The organism is Enterococcus sp. DJ147D b (assembly GCF_058216655.1).
Genome location: NZ_CM177104.1, coordinates 544,293 through 561,708, shown reverse-complemented (window position 1 = coordinate 561,708; position 17,416 = coordinate 544,293). Strand labels below are relative to the sequence as shown.

The following is a 17,416-nucleotide window of genomic DNA, read 5'->3' as shown; positions in this document are numbered from 1 at the left end:
TACTATAAAATATTTTGACCTACGGCTTTTTCAACATTGTTTTGAATTTCTGTTATTCCAATCTTTTCTGTTCCTTGATAATTAGGGATTAGCACGATTGCTGGCATCAGTTGTTCTTGGTAGCGAGCAATCACCTCTGGGATAGAAGACACACATTGTTCTGTGATATAGATCACACCATAGTTCTCTTTTGCCATTTTTTCCACGAGTCGACGCACCTTTTTTGAATCTGTTTCAAAGTGAACATCAAAACCAACTAACTGAAAGGGTAAAACAGACGCCTTATCGCCAATTACTCCAATTTTATGCCCCATAGATTGTTCTCACCCGCTCTCTGATTTGTTCTGGGCTAAACTGACTACGTTTACCAACTGCTAACAAACGCAAATTCTTGCCTTCTACTTCTTTTGCATTTAAAAAAGCAAGTAGAGGTAATGGTCCAAAAGCCTGTGTTTGTGCCTCCTGATAAAGTGAAGAAAGATAGTCATCCTTCAAACGTTCTAAAGTAATTAGATCAATTTTCGTTTCTTTTAGTGCAGGACGAATAATTTCTGCATAGTCGGTCGTTAATAAAAAACGATTATACACTTCTAAATCTTGACCAATAAAAGATAAAAAGATTTCCTTTTCGATGCCACCCGCACTTGAAAGAACCGTTGTCATAAATCCTTTTGTTCGACCTTGGATCAGTCCGCGCGCCATCGTCGTAATATTCGTGAGATCAATCAATGCAATAATTTCCGTCAACAGCTCCTTGTAACCGAGCTTCTCGCCAAGTCGGCGCTGTTCCGTTAGAAAATGACGATCATAAATCACATCGATTCCCTGTAAAATAGTTGCTCCCTCAAAGTAATCAAATACTTCACGGATACTAGCAAGTAATGTCTCCGGTAGTTCAATCGAATCTTGTGTCCGAATCGCTTCTTTCAACTTATCCAATGAATAGAAACCATCATCAATAAATAAATGATCTAAGTTTTTCCCGGTAAGTTCCGCTTTAGTCAACACTTTCAAGTTATGAAAAGTAAAACGCATCGTATAGATCCAGAGAATTTCTGGCTCAGGGACTCGTTCTTTCAACCATGCAAATAATTCACTTTGCTCCTTCGCTAAGTTTTGCTCCAGTTCATATTCAAATCCTTCATAAACATAAGGTTGGTAAATCGTTGTTTTTAATTGTTCGCCAAATGAGTCAATTGAAGGGGCTTGAATCAATCGCTCGAAATCTTCATTCGTCAATAATTCAAGCTCTCTCCCGCGAATCAAAGGATTTAATTCGTGATAGTTCATCGTTCCCCTCCTTAAGTAAACAATTGCTGTGCTAATTCGTAGCCCATCGTACCTCTTAACTCTGTCACTAAACGACTAAATAAAAAGTTATATTGAACTCCGTCACTGTCTAATACAAAGCCAGCCTCATTGGGAATCACCTTCGGATCTTTGACTAAGGTAAAAGGTAATTTTTGCGATAGATTGTTTATTCTCTCTTCTGTAAAAATATCTGCTGATTTTTCTCCTACCCGAAAAGTAACTTCTCCTTTTAATGCCAATGGATCCAAGGCTGCTTGAACAAATGCTAGAGTATCTTGTTGTTTCCACGCTTCCATTTTCTCAATTGCTTCATCAAATAGCTTATCTAAAAAAACTTGTTTTTTATTCAGCATTTCTTGTCGAGCTTCAACTTGTTGACGATTTTCTAATTGTCGATAATGTCGCTCCAACGACTCGAGTTGCTTACGCTCTTGTTGCTGAAAAGTAGCCATTAGTTGTTCCGATTTTTGTTTGAAGTCTTGCTCGATTTTTTTGCGCTCTGCCGCTTCAAAAGCAGCACGTTCATTTGCTGCGTCCTCATTCATTTGTTTAATGATTTGTTCAATGGCATCCATTGATTCTCCTCCTTCATATTTACGCGTTTAAAACTAATAAGAAAGAAATCACGAAGCCTAAAATCGCATAGGTCTCAACCATCGCAGCAAAAATAATTCCTTTCGTTGCATGTTCCGGTTTTTTCGCTAAAATTTGAATACCTGCTGCTGCCACTTTTCCTTGTGCGATACCAGAAAATAGGCCTGTAAATGCAATTGGTAAAGACGCACCTAGATAATTCATTCCTTGAACCACTGATAAGTCACCACTTAGATTGATAAAAATCAAGAAAGCAATTACGAAGCCGTAAAGTCCTTGTGTTCCTGGTAGCAATTGTAAAATCAGTGCCTGACCAAATTTTTCTGGTTGGCTGGTTGTCAATGCAGCTGCTGCTTCACCAGTCATTCCAACACCCTTAGCCGAGCCAATTCCTGAAAAAATCGTAGCCACGCCCATCGCCAATACTGCAAAAACAATTCCACCATTATTTGTAATTAAGTAATCCATCATTTGTTAAAATTCCTCCATTATTCATTTTTTTCGTTTTCGATGATTGATATTGACATATTTTTCTGCGGTTTTAAGTGGTTGAAATGCTCGCCCGCCACCTGTATAAAACTTGCCAAAAAATTCGACATATTGTAATCGAGCACCATGAACATACGCACTCAACAATGTTAAAAATAGATTTAATGCATGTAAGAGAACAATCAAAAGCAACCCAACACTAAATCGTGCTACTGGCGGCATGAATGCTACCAACATATTAAACGCGGCGGCGATACTGCCACCAGAAATCCCAAGTGCCATCAAACGAGTATAACTAACTAGATCACCAATATAACTCGTTAATCCATATAAGTTATATACGCCTTTAGCAGCACCTTTTACCCTTGAAGTAGACTGAATGATTGGAATAATCACAATGCAAAGTGCCGACAACATCGCGATACCGCCACCAAGATATAAAAATTGTTTCTGTTTTAAAACAATTACCCCGACTGCAGCAAAAACGATCCCAATCAAGATACCTTGCCAAGCAAAGCCTTCGCTAATCGCATTTAAATACGCTTTTCTTTTCAAATTTTCTTTTGCTGAAACAAATAAACCAACTAAAATTTGAATCAAGCCAAAAATAACTGACAAAATCAAAATCGTATTCACATCTTCTGTTGTTGATAAAATAGGAAATGGCAGTGGTATACCAAAGATACTTTTTGGTAATGCCTCCCCGAAAAATGAGCTGTAAACTAACCCCCAGATAATCGTTGGGATAGATAGAATCTCAAAAAATTTAACAAATCTTGCCAATCCACGTGGCAAAACAGCCCATTTTTGCAACAGAACCGAACCAATCAATAACAATAGCCCATATCCAACGTCTGCAACCATCATGCCAAAAAAGACAAGATAGAATGGCATGAACCAAGGAGTTGGATCAACTTCTTCATATTTTGGCAAACTATACATCTCTGTCAGTAATTCAAATGGCTCAATCAGTGGATGATTGGTTAATTTTGTTGGCACTTCTGTCTGGATTTCTTCGACAGTCGGTAGTTCAAACTGAACATGAACAGCCGAAGCTGGGAGTTTTTCGGCTAAAGCAGTCATCAAATCTGTCTTTGCATCTATTCCAATCCACCCCTGTAGAACAAGTAACTGTTTTGAACGAACAAATTGTTGTTTAACTCTTTCACGTTCAATCAGTGCCAATGTCACTTCTTCCACCCATTCAAACTCACGAATCAATTCTTGGAATGAACCAATCTTGTTGGCCAGTTCTTTTTGAGCTACTTGTATTTCTGACAATTGTTCTTTGATTTTAGTTAAAACCTTACTTGGCACGTCATCATAGGGATAGTTCATTACCGTTAAGCCTTGTCGACTGGCGATTTCTGCTACTTGTTCCGCTGCTTCCTGCAAAGTAACATACGCCAAGTAAACAGATTTTGTTGTAGAATAAATTTCTTTCATATAAACAGGTAATTGTGCCACAGCATTTTGGAAAAGCGCCAAACTATTCGTTCCCATGCTTCCTAAAACAAGAACTGTTTTTTGACTATCAAAAGTTGCAGGAATGACATCCAAATATTGCCACTTTAAAAGCCATTCCTCTTCCTCCATTAGTTTTTTTTGTTGTTCACTTAGCTTCTCCCACTGTTTTTTCAAGTCCAAGACTTCTTGTAACTTTCTCAAAAAATCAGTTTCTGAATAAGCAGCTTCTAACTCATGTAAAGAAAGTTCCGTCCGCTTTAAATGGACCAACTTTTGTTGAGAATGACCATGATGTCCAATAAATTGAACCGCTTCACGTATTGATTGCAGTCGTTGCTCTAATTCATGTTTACTCGTATCCTCAGAAAAAATCTTGACCTGCGGAAAGTAAGTTTCGACCCAATGATTATTTGTCGTTTCTTGAAATAAATCGCGAAATTCGACTTGTTGGATTCCTTGAATGGCTTGTAAAATCGTTTCTTGGTTCTTTTGATCTGAAATGAGCGTGACTTTTTCCATCTTAGTGACGGACATATTCTTTCACCCTTTCAATAATTAGATCAATTGCTTGTTCTTGATGCTTGTCATACTGTTCAGCTAGTGTTTGTTGAACCTGCTGAACTTCTTCATCTAGCTGCTTTTGTTTGCTTTTAAGTGTTGCTTCTTTGATTTGTTTTTTTTCCGAAAGAAGCTGAGTTTGTTCTTGGCGCTTTCTTTCTTCAATTGTGTGAAGCTCGTCTTCTTTTTGCTTTGTTAACTCCTGCATCTCAGTACGTAAAACTTGCATCTGTTCTTCATTTTTTTCTTCTGCTTTACGAATCTTTTCTAAAATCTCTAACAAATCGTTCACATCCTTTCGATAAAAAAAGTAGCTGCCTTTCAAGTTCATTGAAAGTCAGCTACCTCTAACGATATCTGTCTAGTAATCAAGCTACTTTCAACAACTGTTCTTCTCACCCCTTGAAGAACTTGATCCTTGAAAGCTTACGCCCAACCTTTTTTATTTTAATTTGTCTTTTATTATAGCAAAACGGGGTAAATGTTCAACCATTTTCGAGCGTTTTATACTGACTTCTTACGAAAAAAGTCTAACTAACCCTAATAGTATCAGGGTTTCAAGATGACAAAAAAAATTCAAAGTATTTCCACTTTTTTTCAAAAGTTGTTACAATCAATTTAGTTACAGTCTGGAGGAACAACTATGCAACCTATTATTGGAATTGCCGGTAATCATTTAAATAAAGCAACAGATACTTTTCAAGGAAATGAAGTTACCTACACCCCACATGGCTTTGTTCAAGCAGTCAAACAAGCAGGTGGGTTACCGCTTGTCTTTCCTATACTTGAACCAAGCTATGCCGCTGCCTTTATCAGCCGTATCGATAAATTATTATTAGCCGGGGGACAAGATATCAGCCCTCGATTGTACCGAGAAGAGCCACATCCAAAGTTACAAGAAACAAATATCAGTCGTGATCTTTTTGAACAATCCTTGATCAAAGAAGCAATCAAACAAAAAAAACCGATTTTTTCTGTTTGCCGCGGCACACAATTAGTGAATGTCGTACTAGGTGGAACCTTGTATCAGGACCTTTCCCTCTATCCCAATTGGGCTGTCAAACATGAACAACAACCAACGGTTCCAACTTTTGCTACTCATGAAGTAAAGGTTTCTGCTAATAGTCTGCTGGGGTCTTTGTTACCAGAATCTTATTTTGTCAATTCTTATCACCATCAAATAATCAAAGACTTAGCCCCCTCATTGAGAGCAATTGCTATTGCTAATGATGGAATCATCGAGGCAGTCGAAAGCAAAAATCCTGAAGAAAAAATTTTGGGTGTTCAATGGCATCCTGAATTGACTCACCAAGTCAATCCACTAGATCAAAGTCTCTTTGATTACTTCGTTAATGAATTATAAAAAATTGAACACTCTATCAAAAAAGCCAGAAGCAATTTGTCCATTGCTTCTGGCTTTTTTTACGTCAGTTATCGAATTGAATAAATAGCTAATAATTGATGCAAATGATTGATCTCTTGTTGGAGGACTTTTCCCTTTGTCGTATTTCGGTTTAAACGACGTGGTACCTTTTGATCGATCACCTTTTTCACATAGGTTCCTTCATTTGCTTGTGCCAATTGCTGTTCGACTGATACAAATGGATAATGCGTAACTAACTGGAAACCATAAGAATTCAAAAGCAGTGAATAACCTGCAATTCCTGTTGTTTTCTGATATGCTTTAGACAAACCTCCGTCAATCACCAAAACCGTTCCCTCCGCTTTAACTGGTGACTCACCTTTGCAAACTTTCACAGGAGTATGCCCATTGATAATAACTGAGCCAGCTGATTTTATGCCAAATGAGGACAAGACCTTTTGACTAAACCATAACTCATTTCTTAAACGATAGTAGGCATTACTCTTTTCCACATGTGTCTGTTTTTCTTCTAAAAAATAGCGCTCAAAAGTTGCCATTTTGCTTTTTCCAAACAAAGGTGAAACTCTTCCACTCCAAGCATACCAAATATAATCTGTTGCTAAGTCTTCTCCAATGCCCGGTGTTTTTGCACTTTCTCGAATTTTTTCTTCAAAAAATGCTAACAATTCAACTCCTCCACTAACTTTCTCTTGCTCTAAAGCTAAAAAATTGCCCTTTTCGTCCACTGGAATACACCCATGAAACAATAAATGGTCATTGTACGTGAGATACATCGCTCCTTTTTTCAATAAGAACTCCATATGTTTTTTCATTCGTAATGAGTGCTGAAAGGAATACATCAGACTATCGATTATCTGCTCCTCTTCTTTGGTCAATTGTTCAGGTGCTTGGGAAGAAATTGTTTGAAAGCATCCCCCTTTAATCGAATAACTTGCTCCTTCTAAATCGATTATTTCTTTTTCATAATCAATTTTGTGTAACAGTTGACGCTCATCCATTTCAAATTCTGGGCGTCGCATGAGCAATTGCTCTTCAACTTTGAATTGCATGATTGCTAATGCCTGATGGACTTGTTCCAGTTCCGTTCGTTCAGAGTCAGTCACATTTTCGCTATTTTTAGGGGTAAATACAGGATTTTTCTTATAGGTTTGATGGGCAAATGAAAATAATGGTCGTAAATTAATGGCGTATTCTTTTTCTAGCTCAAACAAATAATTATAGCGTGTTGCAATACGAAGTAAAGTCAACAAACAAGCTTTTGATCCATAAAATGCACCTAACCATAAAATATCATGATTTCCCCACTGAATATCAATGGACGATTGTGCCATTAGTCGATCCATTACCCTTGCTGCTTGGGTTCCACGATCAAAAATATCTCCCACAATGTGTAAATGATCGATTACTAGCGTTTGAATCGTTAACGCAAGTTTTTCTAAAAAACGATCGACTTCGCCTAAACGCACAAGTTGTTCAATCACTTTTTGCGCGTAAGCCTTTTTTCCCTGTAGTCGATTATCCAAATATAAAAGTTCTTCGATAATGTAACTGTATTCTTTAGGTAAACTTTTTCTAACTTTAGATCGAGTATACTTGACTGAGGTAAATCCTAAGAGATCAATCAACTGTACAACTAGTCGTTCTTTTTCTTGTTGTGTATACCAAGTTGTTTGTTGCACGTATTCTGGGTAAGCAACAAACAAAGTTAACTGATTTCTTTCCTCTTCTGATAATTGATTACCAAATAATTCGCGAACTTTTTCCTTTAAGTTTCCTGAACCAATTCGCAGAATATGATCGAAAGCCGGAAATTCACCATGAATATCGCTTAAAAATAATTCCGTTCCTTTAGGCAACTGTAAAATTGCTTCCAAATTAATAATTTCAGTTAAAATAGCTTCAGTCGTTGGAAATTTTTCTGACAATAATTCTAGATACGGATCCATCAATGGCCCTCCTTAATCGGTATAGTTCATATTCTATTACCAACGATCTTTTTAAACAAGTTTAAAACAGTTAAAATAAATAAAAATAAAAAAATTGGTCTATTCAAAAAAAGACTCAGACAAACTTGTCTGAGTCTTGATTTACATTCGGTTAAAGAAATATGAACTGCCTTTTCTTTCATGAGTATAAATTACCCTTTTTTTCGTTCATTTCTCATAATTGAAATAGATTGTTTCAATGAACTCCAAATACCACCTTCACTATATACAAGAACATTTGATTTATACATATTCGCTGAAACGATTGTTAAGAAAATAGTTATTAAGATTAAAACAATCAACGAGATCCATGCACCACCTAAACCCACTGTATCATTTGCCAAACGAATCGGCATAACGTAAGAAGAAAGGAACGGGATATAAGAAGTAATCCGAATCACAATATTATTAGGATCTGATGCTCCAAGAATCAAGCCCAAAAGATAACCACCTAATGAAAGATAAGTCACAGGTAGAATAGCTTTTGCCGTATCCTCTGCTTTGTTAACTAATGAACCACATAATGCTGCCAACACAGAGAAAATCAGAATCCCTAAAATCATGAACGCTAATGAGAACCACAAGAATGGACCAAAGATATTCGTTAAAGAAATACCTGACAAGATTTCTTTGACCATATCCATATTTTTAAATTGTTGATACCCTACCCCAAAGATAACGCCATACAAGCCCATCTGTGTCAAAGCTACCAACAAAACACCTGTTAATTTCCCATAAAAATGTTTTTGTGCCGTGGTACTAGACAAAATAACTTCCATGATTCTTGTCCCTTTTTCCGACGCAATTTCTTGTGCAATGATTTGTGCATACGTCAAAATAATAATAAATAGCGTAATAGTAACCACGTAACTTACGACATATTGCACTAGTGAGTTATCCTCGCCAGTAGTCATCTTCCCTTGATCGTCGAAGCTCACTTTTTGTCTAGTCAAACCAGCCATTTCACTTAAACTTGCCACTTCTTCTCCAGAAAGGCCAAGTTGACTAGCACGAACAGTTGATTGAATACCTGTCAATTGTTGTTGAATCAACAATTGGGTGCTTTGTCCCAATGAATTTTCACTGTATAATGTTCCTTTGACCTCATTGTTATCAATTGCAACCACTAGATACGCGTCAATTTTTTCATCTTCAAGTTGTTTCTGTGCATCCTTTTCAGAATCTACTTTTTCAAAACTAAATTCATCTGATTTTAGCTGGCTCAACTGTTCACTCAGTTGAGGATTTTCTGATAAGATACCGATTTTGTTTACTTCACTATTATTTTGTGCAAAGTTTCCAGCTACATACATGATCCCCATCATAATAAATGGTACCAAAATCATCACTAGAAAAGAAATCGATTTGACATTTTTCAAATAAACATCTTTTGTAATAATCCAAAATTTACGCATCGAACTCACCTGCCTTCAGTTTAAAAATCTCTTCAAGCGTTGGTGGCTGTTGATTAAACATTGGAATATAGCCAAATTGCGTCGCACGAGTAAAGATTTCCTTCCCCGCCGCTGGATCTGACAAAGTAATTTCAAGTGAATCATCTTCACGTATAACGACTTTTTCGACACCTTCAACTTCAGCAACTTCAGCTTGTGTTAAATCTGATTCTAAAAATAATTTTGTTCGACCAAAAGATTCGCGAATTTCATGGACCTTACCATTTAGAACCATTTTCCCGTTTCGTAACATAATCAAATGATCACAGATTTTTTCCACATTATCCATATTATGACTAGAGAAGATAACACATGACCCTTTTGCTTTTAGTTCAAGTATGCCATCTTTTAACAATTCTGCGTTCACTGGATCTAACCCACTAAACGGTTCATCTAAAATAATCAATTTTGGTTCATGAATCAATGTAGCAATCAATTGTACCTTCTGTTGATTTCCTTTAGATAAAGACTTCACTTTATCGGTTTTCTTTCCTTTGACTTGAAATTTTTCCATCCAAAAATCAATCTTAGGTTCGATTTCTTTTCGTGTTTTCCCACGTAATTCTGCAAAATAAATCAATTGATCTTGAATCGTAACTTTTGGATATAGCCCACGTTCTTCAGGTAAATAACCAATAATATCATATTCTTTTTCCCCTAAGGGTTTACCATTCCACAAAATTTCTCCTTGATCTTGAGTCAAAAAATCTAAAATCAAACGAAACGTGGTCGTTTTCCCGGCACCATTTTGTCCAATCAACCCCATGATTTTTCCATCTGGTATCCGAAAAGATACGTGGTCGACTGCGGTATAGTCGCCAAATGTCTTAACTAAGTCTGTAACCTCTAACATCATTTCACTCCTTTTCTTCCCTAAGTGTTGCTTTTCATTCCATTCATAAAAAAAGTTAAAGCAGATACAAAAAGAGACAAGCTTTCTTGACTTAAATATATTGGTCAAAAAAAACTTGTTTCAATTCATTTTTTTCTTTATATAAAAAATAATAGGACACTTTACAAGGTTTGTAAAGTATCCTCATCTTAGTTTTGACTTAGTTTGTCGTGTACATTTTGAGCAACGTTCTTTGGTAGACCAATTGATTGCAAGTCTTCAATTGATGCTGCAGTGATATTTTTTAAAGATTTGAATTCTTTGAGTAAGGCTTTCTTTCGCTTAGGACCAAGTCCGTCAATTCCATCCAAACGAGAAGCAAAACTATTTTTGCTGCGTAATTGTCGATGAAACGTAATCGCAAATCGATGTACTTCATCTTGGATTCGTTGAAGTAAAAAGAATTCTTGAGAATTTCGCTCTAATGGAATCACAGAAAGTTCAGGACCAAACAAAAGCTCACTTGTTTTGTGTTTATCATTTTTTGCCAATCCAGCAATCGGGATATCAACACCTAACTGATTCGCTAATACATCTCTGGCAACATCCACTTGGCCCTTACCGCCATCAATCAAAATTAAGTCAGGAAGCGGTAAGCCTTCTTTCAGCACACGAGAATAACGGCGATAAATCACTTCTTTCATCGATGCATAATCATCTGGTCCCTGAACTGTTTTGATTTTATACTTTCTGTATTCTTTTTTAGCAGGTTTTCCATCAATAAACACGACCATAGCCGAAACAGGTGATGTTCCCATTATATTTGAGTTATCAAAAGCTTCGATGCGAATCGGTGTTGGAATATTCATGGCATTACCTAATTTTTCTACAGCACCAATTGTTCGTTCTTGTTTTCGAACAATAAGATCGAAACGTTCATTTAATGCCACGCGAGCATTTTTATTTGCTAATTCAACCAACTTTTTCTTTTCTCCTCTTTGCGGTTGTAAAACTTTAGTTGAAAGCAACGCCTCCACACTTGGTTTATCAATAGTATCTGGTATAAGCACTTCTTGTGGAATGAAGTGTTCGTTTTCTTGATAGAATTGTCCAATATAGGTTAAGAAATCTTCTTCTGGTTCATTATAAAATGGAAACATGGATACATCACGTTCAATCAACTTTCCTTGACGAACAAAAAACACTTGCACACACATCCAGCCTTTATCAACTGCATAACCAAAAACATCACGGTTCTTCAAGTCGGTATTTGTCATTTTTTGGCGTGTCATCACAGTATCGATTGCTCGAATTTGGTCTCGATACTCTGCAGCTTTTTCAAATTCCATATTTTCAGCTGCTATTTCCATTTTTTGCTGGATTTCTGCTTCAATCGCTGCATAGTCGCCACCTAGAAATCGTTTGACTTCGTCCACGATTTCTGTGTAAACAGCCGGATCAACATGAAAAAAATACGGACATAAACATTGCCCCAGATGATAATACAAGCAAGGTTCTTTTGTCTGACTTGGTTTGCATTTACGTAAAGGAAACAATCGATCTAAAATTTTTTTAGTTTCATTAGCCGCACCAACATCAGGATAGGGACCAAAATATGTTGCTTTATCTTTGAGAACTTTTCGTGTAATAACCAAACGTGGATACTTCTCATTCGTAATTTTGATAAAGGGATACGTTTTGTCATCCTTTAGCATAATATTATATTTAGGATCATTTTTTTTGATCAAATTAATTTCTAAAAGCAATGCTTCAATATTTGATTCTGTAACGATATATTCAAAGTCTTCAATTTCACTGACTAATCGTTCTGTTTTTGTATTATGACTACCAGTAAAATATGAACGAACTCGATTTTTTAAAATTTTTGCTTTACCAACATAAATAATCGTTCCATTCTTATCCTTCATTAAGTAACAGCCCGGTTGGTCAGGAAGTAAAGCTAATTTGTTCTTAATTCTTTCGTTCATCAGGTACTCCCCTCTTCGTCATTCTTTTATTTATTATAACATGGTTGTCAAGAACAAAAGTTCCCCTTTTGTCAATTAACATCAAAAAGAAGAGGTCGACTATTTGCCGACCTCTCACAATTGTTTATTTTGATGTTTACTTCTTACAAGTATTGATCAACCATTTGACGCAATTGTTCTTTTGAATGAACACCCACTGCTTTTTCTACTACTTGACCATCTTTTTTCAAAAGTAGTGTTGGAATGCTCATGATTCCGAATTGTTGTGGTGTTTCAGGATTTTCGTCAACATCCATTTTTACAATGCGGAATTCATCTTCATCATATTCTTCTTGTAATTGTTCCAAAATTGGTGCTTGCATTCGACAAGGGCCACACCAAGTTGCCCAAAAGTCGATTAAAACTAATCCTTTGTCTGTTTCTTGGTTAAATGTTTGATCTGTGATTTCACGTGACATAAAAAAGACCTCCGTTTTTTATTAATCTCTGGCTAGTATAACACCTGAAACTCAATCCATCGAATAATTTGCTTACCATTAGTAAGTCTTACTTAAACTTAACAATTGTTGCGCCATTTCCACCTTGATTTGCGGGTGCAAACTCAAAGCTTTTCACACTACGATGATTTTTTAAATACTCTGTGATTCCCTGACGCAACGCACCAGTTCCTTTTCCATGAACGATCGTCACTTGTGGGTAACCAGCTAAAATCGCTGAATCCAAATATTGATCCACTTCGTTTAACGCTTCTTCATAACGTTTTCCCCGTAAATCTAACTGATTTGGCACATGACTACTTGATTCAGAACGGACAGCGTGAACTACTCGTTGTTTTGGTTCTTTTTCAGGCGCAACAGGTGTTAGTTCTTCTTCTGACACGTTCATTTTCAAAATACCAATTTGAACTTGCCATTGATTTCCATTTTTCTTCAACAAAGTTCCTCTTTGACCATAAGTAGTAACTAAAACTTCGTCTCCTACTTTTAAGGTCTTCTGTTGTTTTGCTTTGCGTAATACTTTATTTTTTCTAAGAGTTTCTTCTTGATGTAAGTCAGCTAATTGTGATTTAGCATCAATCAACTGGTGTTCTTTCACATTGGTTTGTCCAATTTGTTGTTGCATTTTGCGAATGTCAGCAATGATTTTCTCTGCTTTTTCTTCCGCTTCAGAAACCACTTCATTTGCTTTTTTCTTCGCTTTTTCCAATTCTTTTTCGCGTTCTTCAAAGAAATAACTATATGCTTCTTTCAAGTTTGCTTGAAGTGCTTCTGCTTCTTCAACATAATGGCGCATTTCTAAATATTCCGTTTCAGCCATTTTTCGACGCGTTTCTAGGTCAGAAATCATTTCGTTTAAATCTTGGCTTTCGTCATCCATCAATTGTTTTGCTTCCTCAATTACTTCTGATGATAACCCCAAACGGCTGGAAATCTCAAATGCATTGCTTCGACCGGGAACGCCAATTAATAACCGATAGGTCGGACTCAAAGTATCAACATTGAACTCCATACTCGCATTTATGGTATTTGCTCGATTATAACCATAAATTTTTAATTCAGGATAGTGAGTCGTTGCCATAACATAGGCAGACTTTTTACCCAAGTCATCCAAGATTGAAATCGCAAGGGCTGCCCCTTCTTGCGGATCTGTCCCAGCACCTAATTCATCGAAAAGCACCAAACTTTTTTCATTCACTTTTGACAAAATTTCTACAGTGTTTGTCATATGAGAAGAAAAAGTAGAAAGACTTTGTTCGATGGATTGTTCGTCTCCAATATCCGCAAATATCTCTTCAAAAACACCGATTTGACTTTCTTCCTCAGCTGGAATTGGAAGACCTGCTTGTCCCATTAATTGAAGTAATCCAAGCGTTTTCAACGTGATGGTTTTCCCACCGGTATTTGGTCCAGTGATAACAATTGCCTGATATCCTTCACCAATGGAAATATCATTTGGCACTACTTTTTCCTGATCAATCAAAGGATGACGTGCTTGTTTCAAAACAACAAAGTTTTCTTCACTGATTGTTGGCACAATTGCTTTGATTTCTTTCCCAAATCGTGCTTTTGCATTCATCAAGTCCAATTGCCCGATAACATACGCATTATGAATGATTTCTTGACGATATGGGACTAATTCTGCAGACAATTCACTTAAGATTCGTTGCACTTCATTTCGTTCCGCAATCTGATATTGACGTAACCGGTTATTTAGATCAACGATTTGCTTCGGTTCAACAAATAAGGTTTGTCCTGAGGCACTTTGGTCATGTACCACACCCCCAAAAACACCACGGTACTCTTGCTTAACAGGAATAACATAACGATCATTACGCATAGTAATAATTGCATCACTTAGATATTTGGCATTTTTCCCACGTACGATGCTATCTAATTGTTCGCGGACTGTTTGTTCACTGCGACGAATATTTTGACGAATCATTTTTAATTCTGGCGAAGCATCATCTGTTACTCGACCATCTTCATCAATTGCTTCTTTTAATCGACGGCTTAAAACAGGGATTGTTACTAATTGCTCTGTCCACATGTACAAACGATTAAACGCAATCTCACTGTCCTTTAAATCATCGATGAAACGGGTTAGTTCACTCGTTGTAGATAACACACGAGAAACTTGTGCCAGCTCCAATCCATTCAGATCCGCACCAATTTCAATTCGTTTCATATGTGGTCGAATATTTTCTAATTTGGGAATTGGAATCCCCCCACGTAATCGTTGCACTTTTAGCCCATCTTCTGTTTCTTGAAGAGCATTACTAATCTTTGTCAATTGATTTTCTGGAACTAATCGCGCAAGCTCTTCTTTTCCTTGGGCTGTCACAACAAATTGCTGGATCATCTGTTTTACTTTTTCAAATTCTAATGTTTCTAAAATTCGCTTATTCATTTTTTCACCTACTTCACTTTAACTATAAAAAGGAGTCTGGGATCAACTAGTCCCCCAGACTGTTCACATATTTTAACTCGTATGCAACTAGCTACATTCAAAAGCCAGTAGTTTTTTCACTTTGAGACTAACTTTTATGTCATAAACTTTTTCTCAAAATAATACAAAAATATACAGCTAACTGCTATTTTTAGAAAGTACACCTTATTGTTTGAAGCTGAACGGAACGCTTTGCGTCACAACCTTATCCAATCACTCTCGTAACCCATAAATCATAGATTTTATTTGTTAATATTGGTGTATTTTCAACAATATAGCGAGCAAGTCCACTATTTCTAAATTGGTTTTGGATAAAATCTGCAGGGACAAATGAAAGCAAGCTTAAAAGCAAGAAAATCATGACAAAAGTTACAACAACTGACAAAAGACCACCGGCTAACCAATCGACTTGCTTCAACACTGGTAGGTAAGTTAGACTGTGAGCAAAAATGCCAACAAAACGTGTAATCAACCAACCTGCCATCAAAATAAGAAGAAATGCGATACCCGCATAAAATGCTTGATCTAAACTAAAAGAAATCGTTTGATCGAAAAAGACCAACTTCGATGTTGGCGTTACAGCCGGATAAGGAATGTATAATTCCAAATGATTCGCTAACTGCTTATAAAAATGTTGTGCGACAAGAAAAGATAACAAGTAGCCAACAGTATAGACGACTTGTAAAGCAAATCCTCTTTTCGCACCAGAAAAAAAGGCAATCAGTAAAAAAAGAATAATCAATAAACTTAGCATGCCATGTTCCTTTCTCCTCTAGCTCTACTCAAAAACTTCTGCTTAAGTAGAAGACTTCTGCTTGATTTGGCCTTTACGCTTCTCGTTCAAAATTTGTTGTGCTTCAACAGGATTTTTGATTTCACGATCAGGTTGACCATTTTCTTTCAAAACTTCACGTGCTTCATTTTCGATAGCTTCCATCCGTTTCACACGATTTTCTAACTCAGTAAACTTAATCATTTTTTTCTTCAAGTGCGCAACTTCTTCATTTAATTCCAAGAGTCTCTCTTGCTTCTTCAATTGATCCGAAAGCGCATTGACCGCCATTAAAATTGCGGCTTGCTCGTTATCCATCTGTGGCGATAATTGTTTTAATTCCATCAATTGGTCATTCACTAATTTTGTAACGATATCCATATGATGCTTCGTTTCACGACCAATAATCGTATACGTCTGATTGGCAATCACTGCTTTATAGCGTGTTTTTTCATGCGCCATACGAACCATTTCCTTCCCATAATAAAATTCCTATTTAGTGTACCACGAAGTTTTTATACGTGTGTACTTCGCACATTTTTCTTAAACATACTTTACTATTATATGATAAAATTTTAAAAAATGCTATGTCTCATCAGGGACACCTTGATCCTGTCAATGTATCAAAACCTCATGGTCACAGCAAATAGTGGAGGACTAAAATGAGTAATGTAATAATCAAAGTTTCTGAATCAAAAATGGATGAAATGAAAAATGCTTATCAAGCAAACTTGCTACAAAAAAAAATCCCTTATACAACTTTCTCTGCTAAAAAAAATGGTACAACAATCACTGCCTATACTTCTGGAAAAGTCATGTTTCAAGGCGCAAACGCCGAGCAAGAAGCCCGTCGTTGGGAATCCTCTAATGCGTCATCACCTGTAAAAAAAACGAAGGTCAAATCTTCCTCTTCACTACCCAATAATATTAGTCAGCTTTCCGTCCTAGGCAGTGATGAGGTGGGAAACGGAAGCTATTTCGGACCCGTCACTGTCTGTGCCGCTTACGTTGATCGAAAACACTTAGAAATTTTGAGAAACTTAGGCGTCAGAGATTCAAAAGAATTGAAAGATGCTCAAATCATTCAGTTAGCCAAAATTTTGAAGGAAACGATTCCTTATCAACTATTGGTGCTTACACCAAAAAAATATAATGAAATACAACCTGAATATAATGCTGTTAGGATGAAGGTTGCATTGCATAACCAAGCAATTTATTTGCTTTTACAAAAACTTTCACCCACCAAGCCTGAAGCGATTTTGATTGATCAATTTACGCCCGAAGCAAATTTCCAAAAATACGCACGGCTAGAAAAAAATAAAATTCAAGAAAAACTATATTTTGTAACAAAAGGTGAACAATATCATCTAGCAGTTGCTGCAGCTTCTATCATTAGTCGCGCAAGCTTTCTAGAAGAACTAGATAAAGCTTCTGCTGAACTTGGAATAACTTTACCGTCTGGTGCCGGTTCAAAATCAGATCTCGTAGCAGCGCGTGTTTTAAAAAAAGGGGGTCTACCTTTATTAGCCAATTATGCAAAACTCCATTTTGCTAATACGCAAAAAGCACAAAAGCTAATTTGATCATCCTATTAAACTTTTGAAAATACTGAACAAACAAAAATCCTCACAAAGAT

The 17,416-nt window shown here is 36.5% G+C and carries 16 protein-coding genes and 1 other annotated feature; of the genes, 2 read left to right on the top strand and 14 right to left on the bottom strand.

The window, feature by feature from the left end; all coding sequences use genetic code 11:
* Positions 1–2 precede the first annotated feature (2 nt).
* The 6 genes from AC4BD1_RS02740 to AC4BD1_RS02715 are packed head-to-tail and all read right to left on the bottom strand — an operon-like array spanning position 3 to position 4,702.
* A complete protein-coding gene (locus AC4BD1_RS02740; RefSeq protein WP_206907108.1) occupies positions 3–314 on the bottom strand; it encodes a V-type ATP synthase subunit F in 312 nt (103 codons plus the stop codon).
* A complete protein-coding gene (locus AC4BD1_RS02735; protein WP_490485782.1) occupies positions 304–1,290 on the bottom strand; it encodes a V-type ATPase subunit in 987 nt (328 codons plus the stop codon). Before AC4BD1_RS02735 ends, AC4BD1_RS02740 begins: the two co-directional genes overlap by 11 nt.
* An 11-nt stretch (positions 1,291–1,301) precedes the next feature.
* The gene (locus tag AC4BD1_RS02730; RefSeq protein WP_206907104.1) at positions 1,302–1,886 is read right to left on the bottom strand and encodes an ATPase V; all 585 of its coding nucleotides are present in this window, start codon (positions 1,884–1,886) and stop codon (positions 1,302–1,304) included.
* Between the two features lie 19 nt (positions 1,887–1,905).
* Positions 1,906–2,376 carry a V-type ATP synthase subunit K gene (locus AC4BD1_RS02725; protein WP_206907102.1) on the bottom strand — a complete coding sequence of 157 codons (471 nt, stop codon included), beginning with the start codon at positions 2,374–2,376 and terminating at the stop codon, positions 1,906–1,908.
* A gap of 21 nt (positions 2,377–2,397) precedes the next feature.
* Entirely contained in the window at positions 2,398–4,395 is a 1,998-nt protein-coding gene (locus AC4BD1_RS02720) for a V-type ATP synthase subunit I (RefSeq protein ID WP_490485781.1), read from the bottom strand.
* Entirely contained in the window at positions 4,382–4,702 is a 321-nt protein-coding gene (locus tag AC4BD1_RS02715) for a hypothetical protein (protein ID WP_490466932.1), read from the bottom strand. The genes AC4BD1_RS02720 and AC4BD1_RS02715 overlap by 14 nt, the downstream gene beginning before the upstream one ends.
* A 106-nt stretch (positions 4,703–4,808) precedes the next feature.
* Positions 4,809–4,857, bottom strand: a sequence feature (sodium ion sensor (DUF1646 type); this cis-regulatory element may regulate processes involved in with the transportation of sodium ions).
* A gap of 205 nt (positions 4,858–5,062) precedes the next feature.
* On the opposite strand from AC4BD1_RS02715, the gene AC4BD1_RS02710 reads away from it, so the two are divergent.
* Positions 5,063–5,782, top strand: a complete 720-nt coding sequence (locus AC4BD1_RS02710) for a gamma-glutamyl-gamma-aminobutyrate hydrolase family protein (RefSeq protein ID WP_490466931.1) — start codon at positions 5,063–5,065, stop codon at positions 5,780–5,782.
* A gap of 68 nt (positions 5,783–5,850) precedes the next feature.
* On the opposite strand, the gene AC4BD1_RS02705 is transcribed toward AC4BD1_RS02710, so the two are convergent.
* From AC4BD1_RS02705 to zapA, 8 genes are all read right to left on the bottom strand, one after another.
* Positions 5,851–7,749: a fructose-1,6-bisphosphatase gene (locus AC4BD1_RS02705; RefSeq protein WP_490485780.1), complete on the bottom strand. Its 1,899-nt coding sequence runs from the start codon at positions 7,747–7,749 to the stop codon at positions 5,851–5,853.
* A 191-nt stretch (positions 7,750–7,940) separates the two neighbouring features.
* Positions 7,941–9,203, bottom strand: a complete 1,263-nt coding sequence (locus AC4BD1_RS02700; protein ID WP_206907091.1) for an ABC transporter permease — start codon at positions 9,201–9,203, stop codon at positions 7,941–7,943.
* Positions 9,196–10,095, bottom strand: a complete 900-nt coding sequence (locus AC4BD1_RS02695; RefSeq protein WP_206907088.1) for an ABC transporter ATP-binding protein — start codon at positions 10,093–10,095, stop codon at positions 9,196–9,198. The genes AC4BD1_RS02700 and AC4BD1_RS02695 overlap by 8 nt, the downstream gene beginning before the upstream one ends.
* Positions 10,096–10,283: 188 nt before the next feature.
* Complete coding sequence (gene uvrC / locus AC4BD1_RS02690; protein WP_206907087.1) at positions 10,284–12,062, bottom strand: excinuclease ABC subunit UvrC; 1,779 nt, start codon at positions 12,060–12,062, stop codon at positions 10,284–10,286.
* Between the two features lie 143 nt (positions 12,063–12,205).
* A complete protein-coding gene (gene trxA, locus AC4BD1_RS02685) occupies positions 12,206–12,520 on the bottom strand; it encodes a thioredoxin (RefSeq protein WP_206907085.1) in 315 nt (104 codons plus the stop codon).
* Between the two features lie 88 nt (positions 12,521–12,608).
* The gene (locus tag AC4BD1_RS02680; protein ID WP_206907082.1) at positions 12,609–14,969 is read right to left on the bottom strand and encodes an endonuclease MutS2; all 2,361 of its coding nucleotides are present in this window, start codon (positions 14,967–14,969) and stop codon (positions 12,609–12,611) included.
* A gap of 244 nt (positions 14,970–15,213) precedes the next feature.
* Positions 15,214–15,762, bottom strand: coding sequence for a CvpA family protein (locus AC4BD1_RS02675; RefSeq protein ID WP_490466929.1), 549 nt, complete (start codon positions 15,760–15,762; stop codon positions 15,214–15,216).
* Between the two features lie 42 nt (positions 15,763–15,804).
* The gene (gene zapA / locus AC4BD1_RS02670; protein ID WP_490485779.1) at positions 15,805–16,242 is read right to left on the bottom strand and encodes a cell division protein ZapA; all 438 of its coding nucleotides are present in this window, start codon (positions 16,240–16,242) and stop codon (positions 15,805–15,807) included.
* Positions 16,243–16,442: 200 nt separating this feature from the next.
* Between zapA and rnhC the strand changes: the two genes are divergently transcribed.
* A complete protein-coding gene (gene rnhC / locus AC4BD1_RS02665) occupies positions 16,443–17,363 on the top strand; it encodes a ribonuclease HIII (RefSeq protein WP_206907078.1) in 921 nt (306 codons plus the stop codon).
* The last annotated feature ends 53 nt before the right edge of the window (positions 17,364–17,416 follow it).